The organism is Clostridium moniliforme, assembly GCF_017873235.1.
Taxonomy (GTDB): Bacteria; Bacillota; Clostridia; order Clostridiales; family Clostridiaceae; genus Clostridium; species Clostridium moniliforme.
Window position 1 is genome coordinate 134,665 of sequence record NZ_JAGGJZ010000006.1, and the last position, 25,115, is coordinate 159,779.

25 protein-coding genes are annotated in these 25,115 nt (G+C 26.2%); 1 reads left to right on the forward strand and 24 read right to left on the reverse strand.

Features of this window, described 5'->3' with window-relative positions:
- The first annotated feature begins 4 nt into the window (after window positions 1-4).
- Window positions 5-706, forward strand: coding sequence for a zinc ribbon domain-containing protein (locus tag J2Z53_RS09875; protein ID WP_209797327.1), 702 nt, complete (start codon window positions 5-7; stop codon window positions 704-706).
- 37 nt (window positions 707-743) lie between these two features.
- Here the strand turns inward: J2Z53_RS09875 and J2Z53_RS09880 are convergent, their stop codons facing one another.
- The 24 genes from J2Z53_RS09880 to J2Z53_RS09995 all read right to left on the reverse strand — a co-directional run bounded on the left by J2Z53_RS09880 (window position 744) and on the right by J2Z53_RS09995 (window position 25,059).
- Window positions 744-1,190 (reverse strand): C-GCAxxG-C-C family (seleno)protein, encoded by a 447-nt coding sequence (locus J2Z53_RS09880; RefSeq protein WP_209797328.1) that lies wholly within the window; start codon window positions 1,188-1,190, stop codon window positions 744-746.
- 54 nt (window positions 1,191-1,244) lie between these two features.
- Window positions 1,245-1,904 carry a Pr6Pr family membrane protein gene (locus J2Z53_RS09885; RefSeq protein WP_209797329.1) on the reverse strand — a complete coding sequence of 220 codons (660 nt, stop codon included), beginning with the start codon at window positions 1,902-1,904 and terminating at the stop codon, window positions 1,245-1,247.
- A 125-nt stretch (window positions 1,905-2,029) separates the two neighbouring features.
- Window positions 2,030-4,003, reverse strand: a complete 1,974-nt coding sequence (gene uvrB, locus J2Z53_RS09890) for an excinuclease ABC subunit UvrB (protein WP_209797330.1) — start codon at window positions 4,001-4,003, stop codon at window positions 2,030-2,032.
- 56 nt (window positions 4,004-4,059) lie between these two features.
- Window positions 4,060-5,325, reverse strand: coding sequence for a PDZ domain-containing protein (locus J2Z53_RS09895; protein WP_209797331.1), 1,266 nt, complete (start codon window positions 5,323-5,325; stop codon window positions 4,060-4,062).
- A 27-nt stretch (window positions 5,326-5,352) separates the two neighbouring features.
- The gene (locus tag J2Z53_RS09900) at window positions 5,353-6,585 is read right to left on the reverse strand and encodes a S41 family peptidase (RefSeq protein WP_209797332.1); all 1,233 of its coding nucleotides are present in this window, start codon (window positions 6,583-6,585) and stop codon (window positions 5,353-5,355) included.
- Window positions 6,586-6,729: 144 nt separating this feature from the next.
- Window positions 6,730-7,620, reverse strand: a complete 891-nt coding sequence (gene ftsX / locus J2Z53_RS09905) for a permease-like cell division protein FtsX (protein WP_209797369.1) — start codon at window positions 7,618-7,620, stop codon at window positions 6,730-6,732.
- Window positions 7,610-8,296, reverse strand: a complete 687-nt coding sequence (gene ftsE, locus J2Z53_RS09910) for a cell division ATP-binding protein FtsE (protein ID WP_209797333.1) — start codon at window positions 8,294-8,296, stop codon at window positions 7,610-7,612. The genes ftsX and ftsE overlap by 11 nt, the downstream gene beginning before the upstream one ends.
- A gap of 168 nt (window positions 8,297-8,464) precedes the next feature.
- The gene (locus tag J2Z53_RS09915; protein WP_209797334.1) at window positions 8,465-9,313 is read right to left on the reverse strand and encodes a YitT family protein; all 849 of its coding nucleotides are present in this window, start codon (window positions 9,311-9,313) and stop codon (window positions 8,465-8,467) included.
- Between the two features lie 63 nt (window positions 9,314-9,376).
- Window positions 9,377-10,222, reverse strand: coding sequence for a YitT family protein (locus J2Z53_RS09920; protein ID WP_209797335.1), 846 nt, complete (start codon window positions 10,220-10,222; stop codon window positions 9,377-9,379).
- 108 nt (window positions 10,223-10,330) lie between these two features.
- Window positions 10,331-11,275 carry a transketolase family protein gene (locus J2Z53_RS09925; RefSeq protein WP_209797336.1) on the reverse strand — a complete coding sequence of 315 codons (945 nt, stop codon included), beginning with the start codon at window positions 11,273-11,275 and terminating at the stop codon, window positions 10,331-10,333.
- A 1-nt stretch (window position 11,276) separates the two neighbouring features.
- Entirely contained in the window at window positions 11,277-12,101 is an 825-nt protein-coding gene (locus J2Z53_RS09930) for a transketolase (RefSeq protein ID WP_209797337.1), read from the reverse strand.
- Window positions 12,102-12,384: 283 nt separating this feature from the next.
- A complete protein-coding gene (locus J2Z53_RS09935) occupies window positions 12,385-12,738 on the reverse strand; it encodes a type II toxin-antitoxin system PemK/MazF family toxin (RefSeq protein ID WP_327786720.1) in 354 nt (117 codons plus the stop codon).
- An 8-nt stretch (window positions 12,739-12,746) separates the two neighbouring features.
- Window positions 12,747-12,974: a hypothetical protein gene (locus tag J2Z53_RS09940; RefSeq protein WP_209797339.1), complete on the reverse strand. Its 228-nt coding sequence runs from the start codon at window positions 12,972-12,974 to the stop codon at window positions 12,747-12,749.
- Window positions 12,975-13,496: 522 nt separating this feature from the next.
- A complete protein-coding gene (locus J2Z53_RS09945; RefSeq protein WP_209797340.1) occupies window positions 13,497-14,156 on the reverse strand; it encodes a germination lipoprotein GerS-related protein in 660 nt (219 codons plus the stop codon).
- A 61-nt stretch (window positions 14,157-14,217) separates the two neighbouring features.
- The gene (locus tag J2Z53_RS09950) at window positions 14,218-15,717 is read right to left on the reverse strand and encodes an NAD(P)H-hydrate dehydratase (protein ID WP_209797341.1); all 1,500 of its coding nucleotides are present in this window, start codon (window positions 15,715-15,717) and stop codon (window positions 14,218-14,220) included.
- 3 nt (window positions 15,718-15,720) lie between these two features.
- Entirely contained in the window at window positions 15,721-16,092 is a 372-nt protein-coding gene (acpS, locus tag J2Z53_RS09955; RefSeq protein WP_209797342.1) for a holo-ACP synthase, read from the reverse strand.
- Window positions 16,093-16,167: 75 nt separating this feature from the next.
- Window positions 16,168-16,503 (reverse strand): DUF6514 family protein, encoded by a 336-nt coding sequence (locus J2Z53_RS09960; RefSeq protein ID WP_209797343.1) that lies wholly within the window; start codon window positions 16,501-16,503, stop codon window positions 16,168-16,170.
- Window positions 16,504-16,762: 259 nt separating this feature from the next.
- Window positions 16,763-18,184, reverse strand: coding sequence for a glycosyltransferase family 2 protein (locus tag J2Z53_RS09965; RefSeq protein WP_209797344.1), 1,422 nt, complete (start codon window positions 18,182-18,184; stop codon window positions 16,763-16,765).
- A gap of 14 nt (window positions 18,185-18,198) precedes the next feature.
- Entirely contained in the window at window positions 18,199-19,329 is a 1,131-nt protein-coding gene (locus J2Z53_RS09970) for a HEAT repeat domain-containing protein (RefSeq protein ID WP_209797345.1), read from the reverse strand.
- A complete protein-coding gene (locus J2Z53_RS09975) occupies window positions 19,329-21,389 on the reverse strand; it encodes a hypothetical protein (RefSeq protein ID WP_209797346.1) in 2,061 nt (686 codons plus the stop codon). The genes J2Z53_RS09970 and J2Z53_RS09975 overlap by 1 nt, the downstream gene beginning before the upstream one ends.
- Before the next feature lie 18 nt (window positions 21,390-21,407).
- Window positions 21,408-22,892, reverse strand: a complete 1,485-nt coding sequence (locus tag J2Z53_RS09980; protein WP_209797347.1) for a CotH kinase family protein — start codon at window positions 22,890-22,892, stop codon at window positions 21,408-21,410.
- Window positions 22,893-22,903: 11 nt separating this feature from the next.
- On the reverse strand, window positions 22,904-23,572 hold the full coding sequence (locus tag J2Z53_RS09985) for a DUF4956 domain-containing protein (RefSeq protein ID WP_209797348.1): 669 nt from the start codon (window positions 23,570-23,572) through the stop codon (window positions 22,904-22,906).
- Between the two features lie 13 nt (window positions 23,573-23,585).
- Window positions 23,586-24,278: a polyphosphate polymerase domain-containing protein gene (locus J2Z53_RS09990; protein ID WP_209797349.1), complete on the reverse strand. Its 693-nt coding sequence runs from the start codon at window positions 24,276-24,278 to the stop codon at window positions 23,586-23,588.
- A gap of 415 nt (window positions 24,279-24,693) precedes the next feature.
- Window positions 24,694-25,059: a single-stranded DNA-binding protein gene (locus J2Z53_RS09995; protein WP_209797350.1), complete on the reverse strand. Its 366-nt coding sequence runs from the start codon at window positions 25,057-25,059 to the stop codon at window positions 24,694-24,696.
- Window positions 25,060-25,115 lie beyond the last annotated feature (56 nt).

The window sequence follows — 25,115 nt, forward strand, 5'->3', positions numbered from 1 at the left end:
GATTATGTTTTGTCCAAATTGTGGAAGTAACATTTCAAACGATTCTACTTTTTGCCCAAATTGTGGAACAAAAATAGAACAAAAAATAAATTCTAAGGATAACTCTGATTCAAGCAAAGATTTCTTTAAAACAATTGGTAAATGTATAAAAAATCCACTAACTGAAATTTCAAATCTTAAAGAAACATTAAGCGATAATAATAACTATATTTATTTAGGAATTATTACATTGATAATATCTATTATGCTTACTATATCACTAAAATTATTCAATTCAAGCATAACTATTTCAATACCATTTTATGAAATTTTCTTATCTTATATAATTAATCTAGTTATCTTTTATGGAATAATATTATTTTTGGTATTTGCAATTTATAAATTTATTTTTAAAGAAGAAATTAAACTACAAGATTTTCTTAGAGTACTTCTTTCTGCATTAATAGTTAGAGGAACTTTTGTTTTAATTCAAACTATAATATCAATAATTAGCTTTAAATTTTCTATTATTATTTTTATAGTTGGTTTAATGACTTCAATATTGGTTTTATATAGTGGTTTTAAAGAAATTGTTAAAAATTATAATAAATTATTATATACATTTTCTATTGCATATTTAGTGTCTACATTTTTTGAAATTTATATAATATCAAAAATATCTATGTTAAATATTATTATATTATTTATAGATAGTATATTTTATTAAAGAAGCTGGTATCTGAAATACCAGCTTTTTTTATTATCTATAACTCTTTTTCCCTTATAATAATTTTAGCAGTTTCTTCTGCCATTTCCCCTGTAAATCTAACACATTGATCCTTATGTTCTTTTGAACCTTTTACCATACCTTTAGTTAATACTCTACAGCAAGTACACTTATTCATTTCAACAAACTTATCATGAAGCTCTTTAGATAATTCTAAAACCTTAGCTGATTCTTGTCCCCTAGCTTCACTTCTACCAAATATCATTCCAAGTACTAATATTCCTCCAGTTAATGCTCCACAAGTGCAACCAGTTCTTCCTATTCCAACTGGAAATCCAGATGCCATCTTTACAACATCATCACTTAATTCTGGCATAAACTCATCCTTTAATGTTTTTACAATTGCTTCTGAGCAAAAAAAGTCTCCATCTCTATAATATTTTTCAGCTGTTTCTCTAATTCTTTTTAATTCGTTTTTATCCATAGTAATTCACCATCCTTACATAATATTTTATCATAGCTATTGCTTTAAATTATTTTAATTATTTGCTAATTTTATAGATTTATTTTTTAATATAATTAATTTCTTAAGAAACTTGTCTAAACTTACTATAATAAATGCCATTACTAAAAATTCTATAATAAGCTTAAAAATATTATTTAAGAATATACTAAAACTTATGCTATTTAAATCTAAAAATGGATATGGATATTTGTTTATAGCATGTCCTAAAAATAATGCTATGAACAAGTAAACTATTGGAAATATAATCCACAAAATAATATTTTTATAATTGTATTTTCCTTTTTCACCAAAAATTAGCCAATCAAAAACAAATTCTAAAGGTGCAAAACCATGTAATATATAACTTTGAATTTTTTCAATTCCTTGTTGTTTCCATGCTAAATTTAAAACTAAAAAATACACAATTCCCGCAATACATATATATAATGTTAAGGCTCCTCTTACACTATCTTTATTTAAAAATTTAATTTTCCCATTTAAAAATGATTTATTAATGAACCATAACATAACTAAAATATTGCTATATTCAGTAAAATATGAAAAATATCCTAAAGCCCTCCCAAAATAAGTTGGTATTTCTGTTGATATTATTTGACAAACAAAAGATCCAATCAATGCTAATAAAATTAAAATACCTGCAAATCCTCTCCAAATGTTTTTACACTTTGTCATTAGGTCACCTCTTTAATATTATTTTTACTATAATAGTATACACAAAATATTTTGATAGTCAAATTGTTTGATTGTTCTAGTTTTATAAAAAATAAAAGACAGATAAATATTCTGTCTTTTATTTTTTATTTATTTAATTTTTTAATCATATCTCTAAGTTCTGCTGCTCTTTCAAATTGAAGGTTTTTAGAAGCATCCATCATTTCATCTGTATATTGTTTAATTAATTTTTCCTTTTCTTTCTTAGTTAACTTTTTGCCTTGTTTTTTCATTTCTTTCTTTGTCTCATCTTCTGTCATCTTTGTTGCTTCAATTACTTCTCTTACATCTTTTATTATTGTTTTTGGAGTTATGTTATGTTCTTTATTATAATCTTGTTGTATAACCCTTCTTCTTTCAGTTTCTTTTATAGCCCTATCCATTGAACCTGTTATATTATCTGCATACATAATAACTTTACTTTCTGAGTTTCTTGCAGCTCTTCCTATTGTTTGAATAAGTGAAGTTTCTGACCTTAAAAAGCCCTCTTTATCTGCATCTAAGATTGCAACTAAGGCAACTTCTGGAATATCAAGCCCCTCTCTTAAAAGATTAATTCCAACTAATACATCATATTTTCCAAGTCTTAAATCTCTTATAATTTTCATTCTTTCAATTGTATCAATATCAGAATGCATATAAGTTGTCTTTATTCCAAGTTCTATTAAATACTTAGTTAAATCCTCTGCCATTTTTTTAGTTAATGTTGTAATAAGAGTTCTAAATCCTTTTTCTGTTGTTTTTCTTATTTCTCCATACAAGTCATCAATTTGACCTGTTACTGGCCTTATTATAATTTCTGGATCTAAAAGTCCTGTTGGTCTTATTATTTGTTCTGCAATAACCTTTGCATGTTCCTCTTCATATTTTCCTGGAGTTGCACTTACAAAAACAACTTGATTTATTTTATTTTCAAATTCTTCAAACTTTAACGGTCTATTATCATAAGCACATGGTAATCTAAATCCATACTCAACTAAAGAATCCTTTCTTGATCTATCACCTGCATACATTGCCCTAACTTGTGGAAGTGTTACATGACTTTCATCAATAAACATTAAGTAATCATCTTTTGGGAAATAATCAAGTAAAGTTTTAGGTGGAGTTCCAGGTGCTCTTCCATCTAATATTCTTGAGTAATTTTCTATTCCACTACAATATCCCATCTCTCTTATCATTTCTATATCAAAGTTAGTTCTTTGTCTTAATCTTTGGGATTCTAATAATTTATCTTGTGCATTCAATTCTCTTAATCTATCTTCAAGTTCCTCTTCAATTACAACAATTGCTTTATCTAATACTTCTTTTGAAGCAGCAAAGTGAGATGCAGGATATATTTGAGCATGATTTCTTTCACCAATAATTTTCCCTGTTAAAACATCAAACTCTCTGATCCTATCAATTTCATCTCCAAAAAATTCCACTCTAATTCCTTTATTTGAAGATGATGCTGGAATAATATCTAAAGAGTCTCCTCTAACTCTAAAAGTTCCTCTTGAAAAATCAATATCATTTCTCTCATATTGAATTTCTATAAGTTTTTTTATTATTTCATCTCTATCCTTTTCCATGCCAGTTCTAAGACTTATTGTAAGTTTCTTATATTCATCTGGATTACCTAATCCATATATACAAGAAACTGATGCAACAATAATTACATCTTTTCTTTCAAAAAGGGCTGATGTAGCTGAGTGACGAAGTTTATCTATTTCATCATTTATAGATGCATCTTTTTCAATAAAGGTATCTGTTTGAGGAACATATGCCTCTGGTTGATAATAATCATAATAAGATACAAAATATTCAACTATACTATCTGGAAAAAATTCTTTAAATTCAGAACACAGTTGTGCTGCTAATGTTTTATTATGTGCCAATACAATAGTTGGTTTTTGTGTTCTTTCTATTATATTTGCCATAGTAAAAGTTTTTCCTGAACCTGTAACTCCTAAAAGTGTTTGAAATTCATTACCATCATTTATAGAATTTACTATTGTATCTATTGCCTGTGGTTGATCTCCCATAGGTTTAAACTTAGATTTTATTTTAAATTCTCCCATAAATCCACCTCAATTCAAAACTTTAAATTTATATTAAACTCTATTTTTCAAATTTATTAACTATTTTTAAGTTTATCTAGTATTTCATTAATTTTCTTTTTTGTTAAATCTACTTTTTTCTTTTCATTTATAGTTCTTGGAACAAGGAGAAAACCTGGATTTTTACCTTTACCTAATTGAATATTTTTTCTTTCTCCTTTTAAGCTTTCTATTTCAAGTTGAACATTAATATCATTATTCATTAATGCTTCATATACATCTTTTTCGCTTTCAATATATTTTCCTCTAATAGAAGTTATTCTATCTCCTGCTCTTATCCCTGCTATATATGATTTAGATAAAGGAATAACTTCTAAAACAGAAATTCCTCTATCATCACTATAAAACATAGGTTTCTTTTTATCTTCTATTTTCTTAGAGAACCTTGTAATCACTTCATAAATTAATGGAACCATAATTACAACGAATATTTTACCTGCTAGTCCAGTTTCTGTAACAAATGAAATTAAACAACACAAAACTCCATATAATACCATATATATTCCAGAACTCAAAGTTTTCATTTTCTTTGTTTTAGTAAAAGTAATAGAAGAATAATTAACTACAGAAAAATATGGTACCATAATTAATGTTCCTGTTGCTATTAACTGAAGAACTTTATTATTAGATATTATAGGCCACCAATTTGGATAGATTGTGTTTTCTATTAATCCATTTGAATTTATTCCATTTAATAATAAAATAAAAAGTGCAATTGGCATTATCCAAGATCTATTTAACATATATCCACCTATTACTCTTCCATTATTTTTAGAAAATATAGGTATACTTCCTCTACTTCCATCAAACATTATTAGAAATCCTTGAATTATATAAATTACTCCAACTAAAATAACTAATTCTCTTATATCAAGTTTTAAAAGATTATTCTTAGTTCCAAAAATATTAAGATAAGTTACAATTATACTTAAACCTCCAATAATTCCACCTAAATAAGCAATATTAATTATTTTTTTATTAGAAAAAATAATTAATATTGATAACAAGAACAACATTTCAATTCCAGAATTTTCTTTAAATACAATTCCTAACACACTAAGAATTACGCTTATTATAGTTCCACTAATTATCCCTAATGTTATTTGTGATAATGTAAGTTCTAGGGGAGAGTTAATACTCTCCCCTAGAATCATTTTCTGCATTAAAGTAATTTTTCTATTTTTTGAATAAAATATTATCCCAATAATAATTAAAACTAATAATAAAGAAGGTGAAATAAATATATATGATACTGATTTTAAGGTATTTAAAATTAAATCCATACTGTCTCCTAAATTACATATTTTTATTTATTTTTTATTTATAACCTCTAAAGCTTTATTTACCTGAACATCATTTTTTATATTATAAGGTTTCTCTAAAAAGTCTTTAGGTAAATTTACTATTATATTAGGTTTAATTCCCTTATGATTAATATTTTCTCCATCTGGAGTATAATATTTTGATACAGTAACCTTTAATGCACTTCCATCTTTAAATTCAACTGGTGCTTGAACTATACCTTTTCCAAATGTATTAGTTCCTATTATAGTTGGTACTTTATAATCTCTTAAAGCTCCAGTAACAACTTCAGATGCACTTGCACTTCCTCCATTAACAAGAACTACTAAAGGCATTCCTTCAGCAATTCCACCTTTTGAAACCTCTTCTGCTCTATTGTTATATTTATCTACTGTATATGTTATTATCTTTCCTTTAGGAATGAATTGTGATGCAACACCTACAGCTTCTGATAGATATCCACCTGGATTACCTCTTAAATCCAATATCATTTTCTTCATTCCTTTAGCCTTTAACTTTTCTATTTCACTTTTAAAGTCTTTAGTAACTCCTGCATTAAATGATGCTATTTGAATATATCCAACATTATTCTCTAACATTTTCCCAGCAACAGAATCTGTTTTTATAACATCCCTCATAACTTTAACATCAAAAGGCTTCTCTCCCTTTCTTTGAATTGTTAATGTTATTTCTTCTTTCTTTTTGCCTTTAATTAAAGATGTTACCTTCTCTACATTTCCAGAAACTTTTTTGCCATTTACTGCAAGGATAACATCATTACTCTTTAATCCTGCCTTTGCAGCTGGTGATCCATCTATAGGTGCTATTATAGTTACTTTTCCATCTTTAACTCCAACAAAAACTCCAATTCCCATGTATTCTCCAGAATTTTGTTCATTAAACTTTTTATATTCATCAGTGCTCATATATACTGTATATGGATCTCCTAATGAATTTACCATACCTTTAATAGCTCCCTGTAATAATTTATTATCATTTATTTCACCATCGTAATTTTTAATTAAAGCTTTCCTAACTTCAAAAAGTTCTTGATATTTACTTATATCATCAAAATCTTTAAAAGTATTTTCAACTTTTGCATTAGCATTTGGAAGAACAATTCCTTTAGTTGCTGCAAAATTTCCTAAATAAAAGCTTCCAAAACATAAAATCACAACTAAAATTGCTCCTATTATTCCATAATAGACTCTCTTATTTTTATTATCGCCATACGGTTTCATTAGCAAAACATCCTTTCTAAAACTCTCGCTCACCTCTAATTTTATAATAATATTATACTTTTTTTCTATATTAAACTAAACTCAGTAGGAATACAATCCTACTGAGTTTCAGTTTTAAATATATTTTATTCACTTTTAAAAATTTTATACTACTAAAAATTTTCTTAAAGCTGCATAACTTGCAACTCCACCTACTACTAATCCACCTAAAGCAAAGTATAACAATAATGATGTTCCTACATAGCTTAAAGGAACTAATGATATTAATAGTAACTTTCCTGATATCCAAGTAATGAAACCTTTATAAGCAATAAATATTAATAGTACTGATAATAATGATCCAACGAGCCCTATTATCATACCTTCAATTATAAATGGCCATCTAATAAACCAGTCTGTTGCACCAACAAACTTCATTATTCCAACTTCTCTTCTTCTTGAATATACTGTTAATTTAGTTGTATTCATTATTAAGAATACTGCAACACCAACTAGTATTATAAATAATACTAATCCTACTCCCTTGATAGCATTTACTACCTTTGTTATTGTGTTTATAAGATCTTGTTGATTTCCTATACTTTCAACTCCAGGTAAATTTTTAACCCCTTCTGTTACTGATTTTGCATAGCTAGGATCACTTAATTTTACAATATATGATGCTGGGAATGGATTTTTATCAAGACTATATCCTTCTAATAATCCTTTATTTTCCTTTGTACTTTCTTGGAAGTTTTTAAACGCATCATCCTTTGATTCGTATTGAACTTCCTTTACTCCTGGAAGCTCATGTAACTTAATTTCAACTTCTCTTTTTTCTATTAATTTAATATCGTCTTTTAAGAATACTTTAAGTTCAACTTTTGATTGGACATTATCAAGTGCTAATCCTACGTTCTTTGTCATAAGTAAGAATATACCTAATACGAAGAATGTAATAAGTACTGTAATAACTGAAGCAAAACAAATTGTCTTATTTCTTCTTAAACTTTTTAAAGCATCAGAAATAAAATGATTTACCGTATTAATTTTCATCATTGTACCTACCTTTCTTCTCGTCTCTTACAATTTCTCCTTTTTCTATAGCAATAACTCTCTTTTTCATGTCATTAACTATATCTTGAGCATGTGTTGCCATAAGAACAGTTGTTCCAGCTTTATTTATATCATCTAAAAGTTCCATTATTTCCTTTGATGTTTCAGGGTCTAAGTTTCCTGTAGGCTCATCGGCAATTAAAACTGATGGATTATTAACTATAGCCCTTGCCAAAGAAACTCTTTGTTGTTCTCCTCCTGACAGCTCATGAGGAAACATTTTGTACTTATGTGATAATCCAACTAGAGATAATACCATTGGTACCCTTCTTCTTATTTCTTTTGGAGTAGCCTCAACTACCTTCATAGCAAAAGCTACATTTTCATAAACATTTAAACTTGGTATTAATCTAAAGTCTTGAAAAACCATTCCTATTTTTCTTCTATAGTATGGTGTTTGCTTTCTTGTTATTTCTGCTAAATCTTTACCTGAAACAATTAAATGCCCTGATGTAGGTTCAACTTCCTTTAATATCATTTTTATAAAAGTTGATTTACCAGCTCCTGATGGTCCAACTAAAAATACGAAATCTCCTGCTTCTATTTCTACATTAACATCTGAAAGAGCTTTTACATTGTTATCATAAATTTTAGACACATTCTTAAATTCTATCATTCTCTAAACACTCCTTATAGATTTGGACTCAATTAATAAACCCCGTCGTCCATTATACAAGGCTATTATATCACATGTATTCGTTCATATAATATAAAATTTTATTAAGTTTTTAATATTATCCTAAAATTCAACAAAATGTTATAACTTTTTTTGTAAATTTTTAGGCTATATTATTTCTGTAAATCCTTCTCCCAAAACTTCATGAACTTCTCCAACAGTAACGAAGGCTTTTTTATCTATATCTGCAATATGATTTTTTAACTTTATAAATTCATTTCTATTTAAAACTGTATATATAATATAACTATCTTTTTTAGAAAAGCCTCCCATACCTTTAAGGCATGTGCAACCTCTTGAAAGTTCTTCTAATATGAATTTGCTTATTTTTTCAGTTTCTTCACTTATAATGACTACTTCTTTACATACATTAAATCCTTCTATAATCTTATCTATTGTAACCCCTAGTATTATTACACTTAACATTGAATAGAATCCTAAATCTAATCCAAATACATAAGCACCTAGTAAAGTTATTATAAGATCTACTATAAGTAGTGACTTTCCAATATCTATATGTAAAAATTTATTCATTAATTTAGCTATAATATCCGTTCCACCTGTAGATGAGTTTTTATTAAATACTAAAGCCATTCCAATAGCAGATATTAATGTTCCAAAAATAGTTGCTATTATTAAATCTGTTGTAATTGCAAATGGACTTAAAAATTTCTCTATAAGCCACATAAATATAGACATAGCTATACTTGCATATATTGTTCTTCCTCCAAAATTTCCATCTATAAAAATAAATGCAACAACAAATAAAATTAAATTTATTATTAATGTAATTATACCTACCCCAATAATTGGAACAAATTTATTTATTACAATGGCAAGTCCGGTGATCCCACCTGCTGCTAATTTATTTGGTGCAAAAAAATATTCCACTGAAATAGCAACTAATATTACTCCAATTGTAATTACAAAATAATCTTTTAATAATTTTTTATTCATCCGATCACCTCATATTATTTAATTTTTATTTTATAATAATAACTTATAAATTTTATAAGTTTATTATTCTAGATCCAAAAATCCTTTGCCTAATACATCATATGCATCATTAACTATAACAAAGGCATTTGGTTCATTTTCTCTAACAAACCTTCTAACTCTCATAAGCTGTGACCTACTAAGAACACAATATACTACGTCTTTGCTTTCTCCTGTATACCCACCTTTTCCATTAAAGATAGTACATCCTCTATCTATTTTGTTTATAATATATTCCTTTAAAATATCAGTTTTTTGAGTAAATATAATAACTTGATAACACGTATTAAATCCTGATATAACCTTATCTATAACTATACCATTTAGTAATACACAAATACCTGCATAAATACCTTTTTCAATACCAAAAGTAAATGCACTTAAGGTTACAACAACTATATCTACCATCTGCATACCTTTTCCCATATCAATATGAAAAAACTTATTTAGTATTTTAGCTATTATATCAGTTCCTCCAGTTGAAGCATTTTGAGTAAAAACTATTCCAAGTCCAATTCCCAAAAAAGTACTTCCCGCAATAGTAGCAAGCATTGGATTATTAGGAATACCTACAGGTTTAATGAAAGCTTCTGCAAACCAGTTAATAAATGATAATCCCATAGCGGCATAAATTGTTTTTCCACCAAAGCTTTTTCCTATAACAATAAAAGATAATATAAATAGAAATATATTCATAATTCCCATTAGAATACCAAGATTAGCATTCGGTATGTAATGGTTAACAATAAGTGCAATTCCTGTAACTCCACCACCAGTTATGTTATTTGGTACATAAAAAAATTGAATAGCAATTCCTACTAGCATTATCCCTATAGTTATAATTACATACTCTCTAATTTTCTCTTTCATATTACCCTCCTAAAATCATAAAATTTTACCCCTGTTATTTTTAATCATAAAAATAACAGTATAGTATCCTACTATACTGTTATATCATATTTGCAATAAATTTTGTTATTATTTTCTAAAACTCATTGCCTTTTTAGCTTTTTCAGCTATATTTTTAGCAGTTAATCCATAGGCTTCTAATAATTCATTTGGTTTTCCGCTTTCACCGAATTTATCTAAAACTCCAACCTTTAATACAGGTACTGGATACTCCTCTGTTAAAACTTCTGAAACAGCTGATCCAAGTCCACCTATTACATTGTGTTCTTCAGCAGTAACTATAGCACCTGTTTCCTTTGCAGCTTTAACTAAAATTTCTCTATCTATTGGCTTTAAAGTATGTATATTAATTACTCTTGCCTTAATTCCTTCTTTTTCTAACATATCTGCTGCTTCTAAAGCTACATCAACCATTATTCCTGTAGCTACTAATGTTACATCATTTCCTTCTTTTAAAGTAACACCTTTTCCTAATTCAAACTTATAAGTTTCTTTATCATTTATAATATTAACAGCTGCTCTTCCAAGTCTTACATAACAAGGTCCATCAAACTCAGCAATAGCTTTTATTACAGCATCAGTTTCAACTCCATCACATGGATTTATAACTGTCATATTTGGTATACTTCTCATTAATGATAAATCTTCAATAGCTTGGTGTGATGCACCATCTTCACCAACTGTTAATCCTGCATGTGTTGCACAAATTTTTACATTTAATTTTGGATAACAAATTGAATTTCTTATTTGTTCAAAAGCTCTTCCTGCTGCAAACATAGCAAATGTACTTACAAATGGAATTTTTCCACAAGTTGACATACCAGCTGCAACTCCCATCATATTTCCTTCTGCTATTCCCATATTAAAAAATCTTTCAGGTGCAACAGCTTTAAAATCTGCAGTTTTAGTTGATTTTGAAAGGTCAGCATCTAGTACAACTACATTTTTATTCATTGCTGCTAAATCTTTAAGTGCTTTTCCATACGCTTCTCTTGTTGCCATTTTATTACTCATATTATTCTTCCCCTCCAATTTCTTTTAAAGCTTGTTCACATTGCTCTTTATTAGGAGCACTTCCATGCCAGCTTGCTTGATTTTCCATAAATGAAACACCTTTTCCTTTTATAGTTTTACAAACAACTGCTGTTGGTTGTCCTTTATGGTTTTTAGCTTTTTCAATAGCATCTAAGATTTCATCATAGTTATGTCCATCTATAACTAATACATTCCATCCAAAAGCTTCGAATTTTTTATCTATTGGACAAGGGTTCATTACTGTTGTAATATCTCCATCTATTTGAAGTCCATTAAAATCTATAAATATTGTTAAATTATCTAATTTATATTGTGCACCTGCCATAGCTGCTTCCCATACTTGGCCTTCTTCTAATTCTCCATCTCCAAGTACTGAATACACTCTATAATTTTTATTATCAGTCTTTCCTGCAATAGCCATTCCTACAGCTGCTGATACTCCTTGACCTAATGAACCAGTTGACATATCAACACCTGGTAAATCATTCATATTAGGATGTCCTTGAAGTCTTGATCCAAACTTTCTTAAAGTATGTAATTCTTTAGGATCAAAAAATCCTCTTCTTGCTAAAACACTATATAATAATGGTGCTGCATGACCTTTTGATAAAACAAATCTATCTCTATCTTCCATCTTAGGATTTTTTGGATCTATATTCATTTCATTAAAGAATAATGTAGTTACAATATCAGTTGCTGATAATGATCCACCTGGATGTCCTGAAGCTGACTCTGTTAACATTGATACTATATCTTTTCTTATGATTTTAGCTGTATCCATAAGCTCTTGTTTATTTTTTTTCATTTCATATCCTCCCAGTAATTAATTTAACAATTTATAGACTTAGTTTGCCGTTATTTACGATTTTTATTTTATCACATATTTCCCTGTTTGTATACATTATAATATATCCTATTTACAAATAGTATTGTGTATTTAACAATATAGTATATGCTATATTGAATAGTACATCACTTTTGCTTATTTTAACCAAATTACTACCTATTTAATAAATGTTATAACAAAATAAAAGCTACCCAAATGTAAACATTTGCGTAGCTTATTTAAAAACTTTTTTTATTATTTTTTAAATTAAATTTAAGCTTATTAATAAAGCTTTGTTTACTTTGTTCATATCTTCATCTGTCATATGTCCTATTTTTTCTTTAAGTCTTCTTTTATCTAAAGTTCTAACTTGTTCCAAAAGAACTACTGAATCTCTATTCAATCCATACTCTTCAGATGAAATTTCAACATGAGTAGGTAACTTAGCCTTATTAATTTGAGATGTAATAGCCGCAACTATAACTGTAGGGCTATATCTATTTCCTATATCATTTTGAATTATTATTACAGGTCTGATACCACCTTGCTCCGATCCTATAACCGGACTTAAATCGGCATAAAATATATCGCCTCTTTTTACTACCATAGTCGTCATAAGAATTATCACTCTCCGCAAAGCCATGTCTCATAATCATTAACATCATCTAGTTCATGGTCAGTCATAATAGCTAGCTTTAAATTGAGAATAGCCATATCTTCATATCCTTTTTTCATAAGCCTTTCTCTTTCTTCACTATTTTGTTTATCTATATATACTATTAATTTTTCGCTATTATATTTACAATTATTTTTTTCTAGATACATTTTTCTTAATTCCTCTTGACATGACATGATAATTCCTCCTATTAAAAAAAGAGTCCTATGTATATTTAATTATATATAAAAATATGTCATTATGTCAAAGGATTTGTCACATTTGTTTTAATTTGTTCTAACTTGTCTTAAATTATAAATAAATTCCAGTATATACATTCATTTCTTTTATAAACAATATAATATTATTTATATATCAATATTAATTAGATTAATAATTTTAAAATATATACTTTGATTTAAATTTTCTAATTAAATGTTAATGCTTGGCTTTATTTTTTATTTTAATTTTCTTTATATATTTAAACTCAGTCAATTTCCATTATTGTCATTATTAAATTGTTTCTTTTGTATATTCTCTTATTTTATCTAGTAAATATATAACTGATTTACTTTTTCGTATCTATTACTACTTAAATAAAAACCTACTCTAATCTAAAAATATGTATTTTGCAAATTTTACTTTTGTGTTGCAATTTTCTAAAATATTTCTATTAAATTAATCTAACTGTAATTAATCAACTTAATCACCTCTTAAATTTAATCAATTTTAAAATATTCTTCTAAATCTTTATTTGTCTTAAGGAATTCCCTATATTCTATTTTAACTCTTTCTTTTCCTTCATTATCATAAATTTTTATTAACATTGGCTCCTTTTTAGACTTATTTATATACAAAGTAGCTTTGTCAAGATGATTATTGTTAAATATAAGTTCAAAATTTACTTTTAAATATTCTAAATCTCCCCACTCATCTTTTCCCTCTTCTACACTTATAATTGGATTATTAAATATTTCTCTCATAGTTGCTAAAGTGTAAAACTTATCCAATTCTCTCTTTACTTCATATTTTTCTTTCTTTTTGTTGTATATCATTTTTATATAATCATCTTTATATATCTTAGTAATTTCTTCCCCAAAATCAATTCTTGTTCCATATTTTTCACTAAATATAACCTTAGTTTTATCAGTATATGATCCTCTATCATTCATTATTTTATATTCAACAATAGATTCATAATTTTTCATATTCTTTACATCTTCTAAAATTTCTTCATTTGTTGGTATTGCAACATGTCTAAAAGATATTACTAACATCATTGATATAAATGGTATTATCATTAAAATAGTAATAAATATTTTCTTTTTTAAATTCTTGTTTTCTTTATTTTTAGCCTTTAATCTTTCTAAAAGTTTCATAACCCCTCCAAAGCTTAATTACTCATTAATACACTAATATTAAACTTTGGAGAGATTTATTCTACTTTTCACATAATTTTTCTATTGTTTTAGGCAATTCACTTATTATATCTCTTGCATTTACAATATAACTTTCCTTTGAAAGCTCATCCCCTATAAATCCATGAACATAAGCTCCTAAAAGTGTACCTTGTAATAAATTCAAACCTTGTCCAACAAATGATGTTATAATTCCAGTTAGACAATCCCCCATTCCGCCTGATGCCATTTTGCTATTTCCAGTTGGATTTATAAATACCCTTTCTCCATCTGTAATAATCGTATTATATCCTTTTAATAAAACTATAATATTGTTTTCCTTTGCAAATTTCTTTGCAACTTCTATTCTATTTGCCTCAACATAAGATATTGTATTTCCTATAAGTCTTGCCATTTCTCCTGGATGTGGAGTTACTATTGCTTTTCCTTTTAATTTTTTAAGTAAATTTTTATTTTTACTTATAATATTTAAAGCATCTGCATCTAAAACTAATTTACAACTTGTTTCATTTATTATTTTATCTAATATAGCTTTACTATCTTCTGATAAACTAAATCCTGGTCCACAAGCTATAATATCAAAACCTCTTAAATCCTTAACATCATTATAGGTTAAGTATTCCTGAATCATAGCTTCAGTTAATCTAACTTTTAACGCTTGTCCTGAATCTTTATGAGTTAACAATGTAACAAGTCCACTTCCAGTTCTAACACAAGCTTCTGTTGATATAAATGCTGCACCGCAATATTTTTCGCTACCTGCAACTATTAAAACCTTTCCATAATTTCCTTTATGTCCTGTTTTATCTCTTAAAGGGATCATATCTTTATATATATTATTTGATAGTATGTATGTTTTCTCACTATTTTTTTCCTTCACAAAGTCTGGAATATCAATATTTATTATTTCAATTTTCCCAAGTAATTCAACTGCTTTATTAGATATAAACCCTTTCTTCATAACCTCTACAGAACAAGTTATATCAGCATTTATACAGCATCCAAGAATTTCACCTGTATCTGCATCCATTCCAGAAGGAATATCTATAGATACTACATAATTTGAATATTTGTTAATTAAATTTATTATGTCCTTATAGATACCCCTTACTTCTCTATTTAATCCTATTCCAAAAATAGAATCTATTACATAATCAGCTTCAGATAATTTTTTCATAATATTATCTTGTATCTCTTCTATATTTTTTATATTAAATACTGGTATGTTTAATGAATTTATTATATTTAAATTTAACCTTGTTTCTTCACTTAACTTTTCTATATTTCCTACTAATATAACTTCTATATCTTTTTTAAGAAGCCATAACTTCCTTGCAACAGCTAAGCCATCTCCCCCATTATTTCCTGTTCCACAAAAAATAATAACTTTATTGCCTAGGTTTCTAATTATACTAACGATTCCATTCGCTGCATTTTCCATTAATACTATAGATGGAATTCCAATATTTTTTATAGTGTAATTGTCTATATTTTTGCAACCTTTTCTACTCAAAACTTCCACTTATTACACCTCCTCTATTACAACAAAAGCAATAGCTGTATCATTATTATGAGATATGCTAGCATGAACTTTTATATTTCTAGTTCCTATTAGATCTATTATTTTTTTGCTTAAAGCAACTTCTGGCTTTCCTAATGAATTTCTTAAAACTTCAATATCATTAAAAGCAAATCCTCTAATTCCTGTACCTAACGCTTTACTTATAGCCTCTTTAACTGCAAAGGATCCTGCAACTGTTTCTCCATTAAACTTTCTACTTTTTAAAAATTCTATTTCTCCTTCAGTAAACATTCTTTCTATAAATTTAGAATTTCTATTTACAGCTCTTTCAACTCTTTCTATCTCAATAATATCAGTACCTATTCCTAATATCATATTAATCCATCCCTTCTATATAAAATATATTTCTTTAAAATATATTTTACTATATTTTAAGGATGTTTGTTCTTGTTAAGCTCTCATTGCACTTAAATCCTCAAATTTAATATTCTTGAAGTCATTAACATACTCATCAACAAATGGTCCTATTATATCAATTAAATGTATAGGTGATACTTGATTTTCATAAAGCATCTTTAATAAATTAATAACCTTATCTTTTATAGGTGATATAAGTTCTACTGAATCTTTAAAAGAATCAATAACCAAATCTGCTTTATAGTCAATTCTTTGTACTTCAATTCCAAATACCTCATCATTTCCAATCAAACATTTTGTAAGCTTGTACTCATATTTCCTTTGGATACCATTTGTAGTTCTTAAAAATTCAAAATTCTCTTTATTCATATTTAATCCCCCTTCATAACCCATAAATATTTCTTTCATTAAGAATATATCATATTTAATCTGTGAAATATGTCAAAGGATGTTCATCTAAATATTTTTTTATTGACATCTTTCGTAAATTTCATACTTTATACTAGGATTTCAGCAGTTTGAAATATTAATATTTATATTAAATTCCATTTTATTGTCGATTATTGCTAAATTTAAATTTACATTAACTTTCTCACAATATACCAATATATAGTAATTCATACTGCTTCTAACTAACCTTTAATTCTTTATCTTCATTTAAGTAATCTATTCTTTGTATTTTTTTCCATTCAAATTTTCTTCTTTTATATGATATAATTCCTATTATTCTGTAAAAAGAACAAAGTTGTCTATATCCAAATGACTCAAAAAAACTAAAAATTATAAGTTTTATTATTGTTCTTATCTTCACTATGTCTTTAAACATATATCCTTCTAATATTATTGATGCTGTAGACAATATAAAACTATAAGTTATATACATAAACATAAAAGTTTTAAAAAAATCCCAGTTTATTATCCCTATTGAATAACTTAAAACCATCACAACTAAACCAATAACTTCTATTACACAAGATAACATTTCATATATTACATAATAAATAAATGAAAATAGACCAACTATTCCATATTTAATATTTAAAAATATATATTTATGACTTAATAGACTTTGAATAAGTCCAATATGCCATCTCTTTCTTTGATTTTTTAAATCCTTATATCTTTCTGGAACTTCAGACCAGCATATAGCATTAGGTGCATACTGAACCTTATAATCTACTCTATTTTTTCTGTAAAAGGAATGGAGTTTAACTATTAAATCCATATCTTCTCCAATAGAGCCTAAACTGTAACCACCAACATTTATAACTGCCTGTTTTTTAAAAAGCCCAAAGGCTCCTGATATTATTAAGTTGCCATTAAATCTATTAAATAGAATCCTATTTACCAAAAATACCCTGTAATATTCTATAAATTGAAAGATTACTATAAATTTTCTTGGTGTTTTAAGTTTCTTCACTTTTCCATCTTCTATTATTGCACTATTAGATCCCTTTATATTTCCTCCTACAGCTATAGTTCTATCATCTTCTATTATTGGTTCCATTACATTTTTTAAAGAATTTTCTTGAAGCATTGAATCTGCATCCAGTGATACAAAATATGGATATTTAGAAATATTTATACCTAAATTTAAAGCATCAGCTTTTCCTCCATTATCTTTATTTACAAGAGTTATTTTTATTACACCTTCACTTTCATATATATCAATTGGATCTTTACAGTTAACAACTCGTCTTATTGGTCTTTCAATCTTTTTCAAATTAAATTCTTCTATAATTCTCTTTTTTGTATCATCCTTTGAACCATCATTTACTATAATTATTTCAAATATAGGATAATCTAATTTTTTTAATGATTTAATACAATTTATTATAGTTTTTTCTTCATTATATGCTGGAACAATTACTGATATAGGCATATAATTTTCGTCTTTTTCTATTTTTATTATGTTTTTAAATCTTCTTTTTACAATGTAATTATTCATATTTATAATTGAATATATTGTAGATATAAAAAATATTATTGAATATATGAAAATATAATACATAAATAATACATTCATAAAAATAAGTATATTTTTAAACATATTTTCCTCCCATTTTAATTTGTAATTGTTAAAGAAGCTTCATAATAAAATTTTCTACTTTCATCTTCCTTTAACTTCATAGCATAGGATAAAATCTCCCTTGCGCCCTCATCTTCATTGTTATAAATACCTTGTACTATTTCCTCTTCTAAGTTAAAACTTAAAAGAGAATTTGCAGAATTAAATTTAACATACCAATTTAAATCTGTTATGCTTTCTAATAAAGCCTTAATTACCTTTTCCTCATTATAATTTTTTAATGTTTTTGCTGTTAATGCTCTAAATTCCCACTCTTTAGATTTTAAATTTAATAGTAATGTATCCTTTGCTTTTTCAAATTTAACATTTTTAAAATAGTCTAAAATACTAAGTCTTAACTCTCTATTTTCATCTTCATCCTTTAAAATATTTAAAAGTTTTAAAGATGCCTCTTTAAATTTAGTATTAGAAAAGTGTTTAACAACTATAGATTTAATTTTTGAATCAAACTTATCAAAATTTGTTAATATTTCTTTATCTAATAAATTCATATCACTTTTAAAGTTATCCATTATATCAATTAATATTTTTTCATTTATATTAAATTTAGTTTTAGATATACTTTCTAGAATTTCTATAAAAACTTTTTTATTACCTATTTTTGATATTGAAGTTAAAATAGCAAATCTTAAATAGGATGATTTTGTATTTATTGCTCTCTTTAAAAAGTTATTTATATAATCCTTATCTAGCCCATATTCTCCTAATAGACATACTATATAAACCTTCTTAATATCATCACTATTTTTAAACTTTTTTATAAGTTTTTTAATATAATCTTGATAATATTCCATATATATTTTTGTAACTTTATAGTTATCATCTATTGCATTAAATTCTGAAATTGTTTCATTAAATACTTCCTCATATTTTCTTTTTTTAATTTTATTTTTTATACTATCTAATTCATATTCCTTTAAGTTTTTATGATTCTTTATACTATTTAATTCATAAAGAATTTCTTCTTTAAAGTGCTTTTTTATTTTTTCTTTGCTCTTTTCTGTTTTTTTATACATATATCCATCAAATACAATATATAAACTTGCACAAAGTATTATATAGACAAAAAATTTTATACTATCAAAAATATATGTTATAAACTCCATCAGTTTCCCCCTTCCTTACCTGAAAATTCTTTTTTGATTATATAATAAGACTCCTTTAATCTTTCATGATACTTAGGTTTTGTCCATGATTTAAGGTTATAATTATTACTTTCTAACCTTATTGAATTCCCTTTATCTGCCTTTACTGTAGCTCCTATATTTATTTCATCTATAGTAATTGGCTCAAAACTGAAATTTTCATAATAATCATCCTGTATCTTCTTCTGTGATGGATCCATAAAATTTAATAAACTATAAGGTATTCTAACTTCTACAAAATTATCTCCCCTATAAAAATCACTAGCTGAATTATACTCTTTACTTGATGGATTGCTATTTCCATATATAAGCTTTCCAGCTTCAACTTCTATTTCATTTATTAAAGTTTCCCTCTCTGAATAAGTTTTTGGTCTTAAATATCTCATCATTTTTGAGAATTTGTCCATATTTTTTGTTCTTTCAATTATATCTGGACGTATTTTTAATTTTGACTTATCCTTTATAAAACTTTGTGGATTATAATATTCGTGAATTAACATTTTGGAATTGTCCTTATCTTTTATATCTAATAAAAAATCCACTTCATTTTCAAATTTAAGATTGTGTTCACTGCTTACTTTAGATCCTGATTTTTTTGTTGTATCTAAATCTATAAATATTTCTTTATTATTTATATTGAATCCATTTATTCCTCTTACCATTAAATATATATATTCAGAATCACTTTTTGCTGATATTTCTAATTTTTTTGAAGTATTTACTCTATCTTCTTTTTTCCATTCTTTTATACTTTCATCTACATATGAAGCTCTACTTTCTTCTCCAGGTTCAAAGGATAATATTCCATAAGCTTGACTATAAGTTGTACTGTCTTTCCAACTTGCATTTCCATCTAATATAGTAAAATCTACTGTATTCCAAGCTGTTTTATACCAAGCATCCTGCCATTCATTTATTGTGCTTCCAGAACATCCTGAACTTTTTATTTCTCTATATAACTTTACAATTCTCTCCCCTTGTTCTCTTTCTGTAAGATAAGTTTTATCTCCATAATAAGCTCCTATCCTACTTGTTGATGCCCCATATTCTGTTATTACTACAGGATTATTTTCTTTTTTATTTATTTCTTGTAATATATCTTTAATACTATCTTTTTCATTTAATTTACTTAAATAGGTTTCATAAAGATTATAAGAAACGAATATCCCTGTCTTTAACTTTTCTGTTCCTTTTATATTATTTATATCTACATATCTTTTGTCATGAGCTACATCACTATCTTTTCCCATTGAATATTCAATTGATGATAAAAATGTTATAAGTCTTTGATTTCCATATCTATTACTTTCATAACTTACAACATCATCTGCTAATTTTGCTAAATATACTTCAAAATCTGATGCACCTTCTTCAGTTTTGAAATATTCTCCCTTGTGTTCTTTACTGTCATTCATTATTTCTGTGTATATTATATCTTGAACAGACCAGTCTAAGCCTATTGTATAAGCTATTACATATTTTGATACATCATTTTCATACTTGCCAAATAACTTTTTATTTGTATTATTAAATTTATTTCCATGTATTGAATCTACTACAAATTTTGCATAATCTTTAAAGTTTTTGCTTAAATCTTTATCTTGAATATCCTTACCATCTTTTAAGCTTATTTCATCATAATTTATTCCCTGAATTAAATATAATGGGTCTTCTTTATCCTTATTAAATTCATAAAAGGCTTCATAAAAACTTTCTGTAAGTAAATCCTTAACTCTTATTGTATTAACATTCATATTGTAAATTTCATTAAGCCACTTTAAGTATTCTTCCTTTGATATATTGTCTTCAACTGGAAATTCTCCTGGTTTAACTCCTTCTAAATTTATTCCTCTTATTTCGAAAGTTTTAAAATTATTATCTTTATAAAGGGTTATATTTTCCCCTTCTACTTTTGTAAAATAATTAACTTCACTAAATTCTTTAGGATTCTCCTTTAACCCATACTTAATACCCGAAAAAATTATAAATACGCAAGTACAAAATATTAAAAACCTCTTCACCTTTCCCTTCCTTCCTAGTTACTTAGTCCACTTATAAAGTTTTTCTATATTGTCATCCATCCATTTGCCTCTATCTACTATAAACTTTTTAAGTTTTGTTATTTCCTCTTCATAACTCTTAGCCTGTCTATTATTTTTTTCTAGCATTTTAGGATTATCTTTAAAATATTTAAGTAACTTCTCAGGATTATTATTAAAATTTTTAAAGTGGTCAAATCCATACTTTATAAATACATCTGATTCATTGCAAAGTTCCATTGGCCAAATACTAAAATTTCTATCCTTTGCTGGTCCTATTTCTTTAACTGCCTCATCAATTGTTTTTGTTAAGTATTCATCACTTAAATAAGTATTTCTTAAAATCCTATATCTTCCAATAAGACTTGTTACAAAAAGCTTATCTTCAAGTAATCTATCAAACCAAGAAGTTTGATTCATATAAAATCCATTTGGAATATAATAATTACCAGTAACCTTGTTGTTTCCCATAGCTATATTAAAATCCCAAACTGGCCCAGCCTTAATTTTTTCTCCATAATCTTTATGAAAATAAAAACTAAAGACTCCAGCATCTGTATTTTGAAAGAATTCATTTATTATGTAATAATCAATAAATGAATTCTCATCTATATATTTTCTATATCCTTCTTTTAAATTATTAAATTTGTTGCCATACAAGGCTCTTTCAAATTCACTAATTGTTTTATTTATATATTCCATATTTTTCTCTGTTATATTTTTCTTTGGATAAGTTGATATAACACCATAATCATATAAAAATGTTTGCTTACCATAGGTTTTAAAATCAATATCATTTTTAATTCTATCCTTTGATGCTATAAAACTTGTTTCATCACTATTTTTATGAGTTTCATGAATATTAACTTTTTTCTTTCCAATCTTTATTTTTTCAGTCATTAAATAAAGTCCTTTATAATGACTCTTCTTTATATTTTTACTTGAACCATCTACTACAAACACTTCACAAAACTTTGCCTTTGGTGCATAATCCATAATTTTATCTGAAACATTATAAGCTAAATAGTTTCTAATTAATGATTTATCAGCAAAAGGTCCATTTAAAACCCAATCTGAATCTTCTGCCATTCCAAGAAGTTTTTTATCTCTCTTCTCTCCATTTTCTTTTAAAAGTTCTATTGAATATTGAAGTTTTGGATAATTTGCAGATGAATTTCCTCTTATTTTTATTAAAATATCAGAAATAAGCTCTGGATCATCAGATAAATAATTTTTAGATTTCTCTTCTCCTCTGTTATATATCTTTATACTTCCCTTTATTTTTTCATCTCTATTTAACTTTCCATTTCCAGCATCAATAACTACAACAGGTAAATTAAATCCAAACTTATCTTCATTCTCTTCTTTATTTACTAATCTATTTGACTTATCTTTCATTTTTTCAAAATTAATAGTAATAGATAGTATTGTTGCCATTACTAATAATAACAAGGCTGCAATTATCTTTAATATTGTTTTATGCATAGCTTGTCCACCTAACCTATTGTTTCTCCATTTTGAGCAACAATATTAACAACATCAATTTCCCCAATGTTATAAAGACTATCTATTATTTTTTCATCATTATTGCCTTTTATCTTTATTTGATAAACTAATTCAATATTAGTTTCTGATGAATTTTTTGCTCTAAGCTGACATCCCTTAAATGAGTTAAATACACATCCCATAATTTCTTCTTCCTTTGATCTAGCCCCTCTTATTATTAGGATATATCTATCTTCTTTGCCTACACCAGACATTCCAAATAAGCTAAGTATTATACATATAAAAAATGAACCAACTATTGCTATCATATAATTTTGAGTTCCAACACAAAGACCTATTGCAATACACCAAAAAATATAAGCAGTATCCCTTGGATCCTTTATTGCTGTACGAAAACGAACTATAGAAAGAGCTCCAACCATACCTAGTGACAATGCTATATCACTTCCTATTACAAGCATTACTATTGTTGTAACTAAGGTTAACATTACAAGAGATATATTAAATTTTCTATTATATAAAACTCCACTAAATGTAATTTTGTAAGTAAAAAAAACTACAAAAGCTAATATTAATGCTATTGTTAAAATTTCCATAGCTTTTAATAAAGTTAAATCACCTTTATTAGATGCTAAATAATTATAAATTATTTCCTTCATAAACCCTCCATTTTTAAGCTAAGTAACTTTCAAAAAATTTTCTTCCTGAACAATATTTACTTAGAGATTGATTAACTATATCTTTACCCTTTAAAAGATCTGATATCCAACAAAAAAGTTCTCCATCATACTTTACTTCCAGTATTGAATCATACATATTAAATATTGGCATTAATACTACATCCTTAGAAAATAAATCAAAGTTTGTTTCATTTGACCTCATATCACTATCTAAAGTAACTCTTATTCTATTTTCTTTATGAATGTATGCTCTCCTATTGTATTCAACTAAAACAACAGGTGAATATTGTCTTAATGTCATTATGTTATAAGCTGTCTTTGCTATATTGTCATCATATTTAAGAAGAACACTATAGTCTTTATTTATTAAAGCTTTAGCATCCTCCCTACTTATTAAAGTTGTTTCTTTTATTTGATTTATATTTAATTTTCTCTTTATTTCAAGTTTTACTAATTCATCATCTACATCATAAATTCTAAGACGTATTTTCTTTCTAACTTCTTCTCCTGATATCTTGCTATAATAATCATCATTATTTATTGAATCAAAATATAAGCTTCTTATTTTATAGCCATATTTTTTATTGTTAGCATCCTCTGTAAGTATATTTTTAAATACACTAATAAGCCTGAAATATTCACTTTCACTTATTGAATATTTCAATTCTCTTCTATTTACTATCACTTTATAACCTCCATAACTCTAACTTTTCTTAATTTTACCTTTATATTTTGAATTTTTCAACAATTTAATTAATTTTTTTTTAATTTTATTACATTTTTATGAATAAAATATTTTTATTAATGTTTTTTTAATGTTTTTTAATCAACATTTGTTTTGATTAAATAATTATTATTTAAAAAAGTCATAGATATAACCTATGACTTTCAAATAAAGATTAAATTTTTACAAATCAATTTATACTATATAATTAATTTTTTAATATATTTAAACAAACAAAAAAGAGCCTTTCGGCTCTCCTTCTCATTTTCCCTAAATAACCATAATTGAAACGTGAATACGTTACCATAAATTCTAAATACATTATAACACATGTATTTAGAAAATTACAATATATTCTAAAAAATTTTATTTATTTCTAATCTATAGCTTTATTTCTTTCTTGATAATAGTTGCTGTCTTCTCTTTTTCTACTAACAAATTTAAAATCTTCTGTAACTACTTCAGCTATATATTTTTTTGTACCATCTTTATCTTCATAACTACCAGTTCTTAATCTTCCACTCAAGCTTATATAGTCTCCTTTTTTAAGATATTTACATATAACTTCAGCTTTCTTTCCCCATACAGTTACAGGAATTAAATCTGACTTTCTCGTACCATCTGATGACTTAAAATTTCTTTCAACAGCAATCATAAATTTTGTATTTACTTTATCACTATTTTCTAAATGCCTAAGTTCAGGGTCCCTAATTAACCTTCCAAGTAATACTATTTTATTCATTTATTCAACCTCCTGACTAATTACATCTAAAAGTATTTCCTTATTTGTAAATTTTA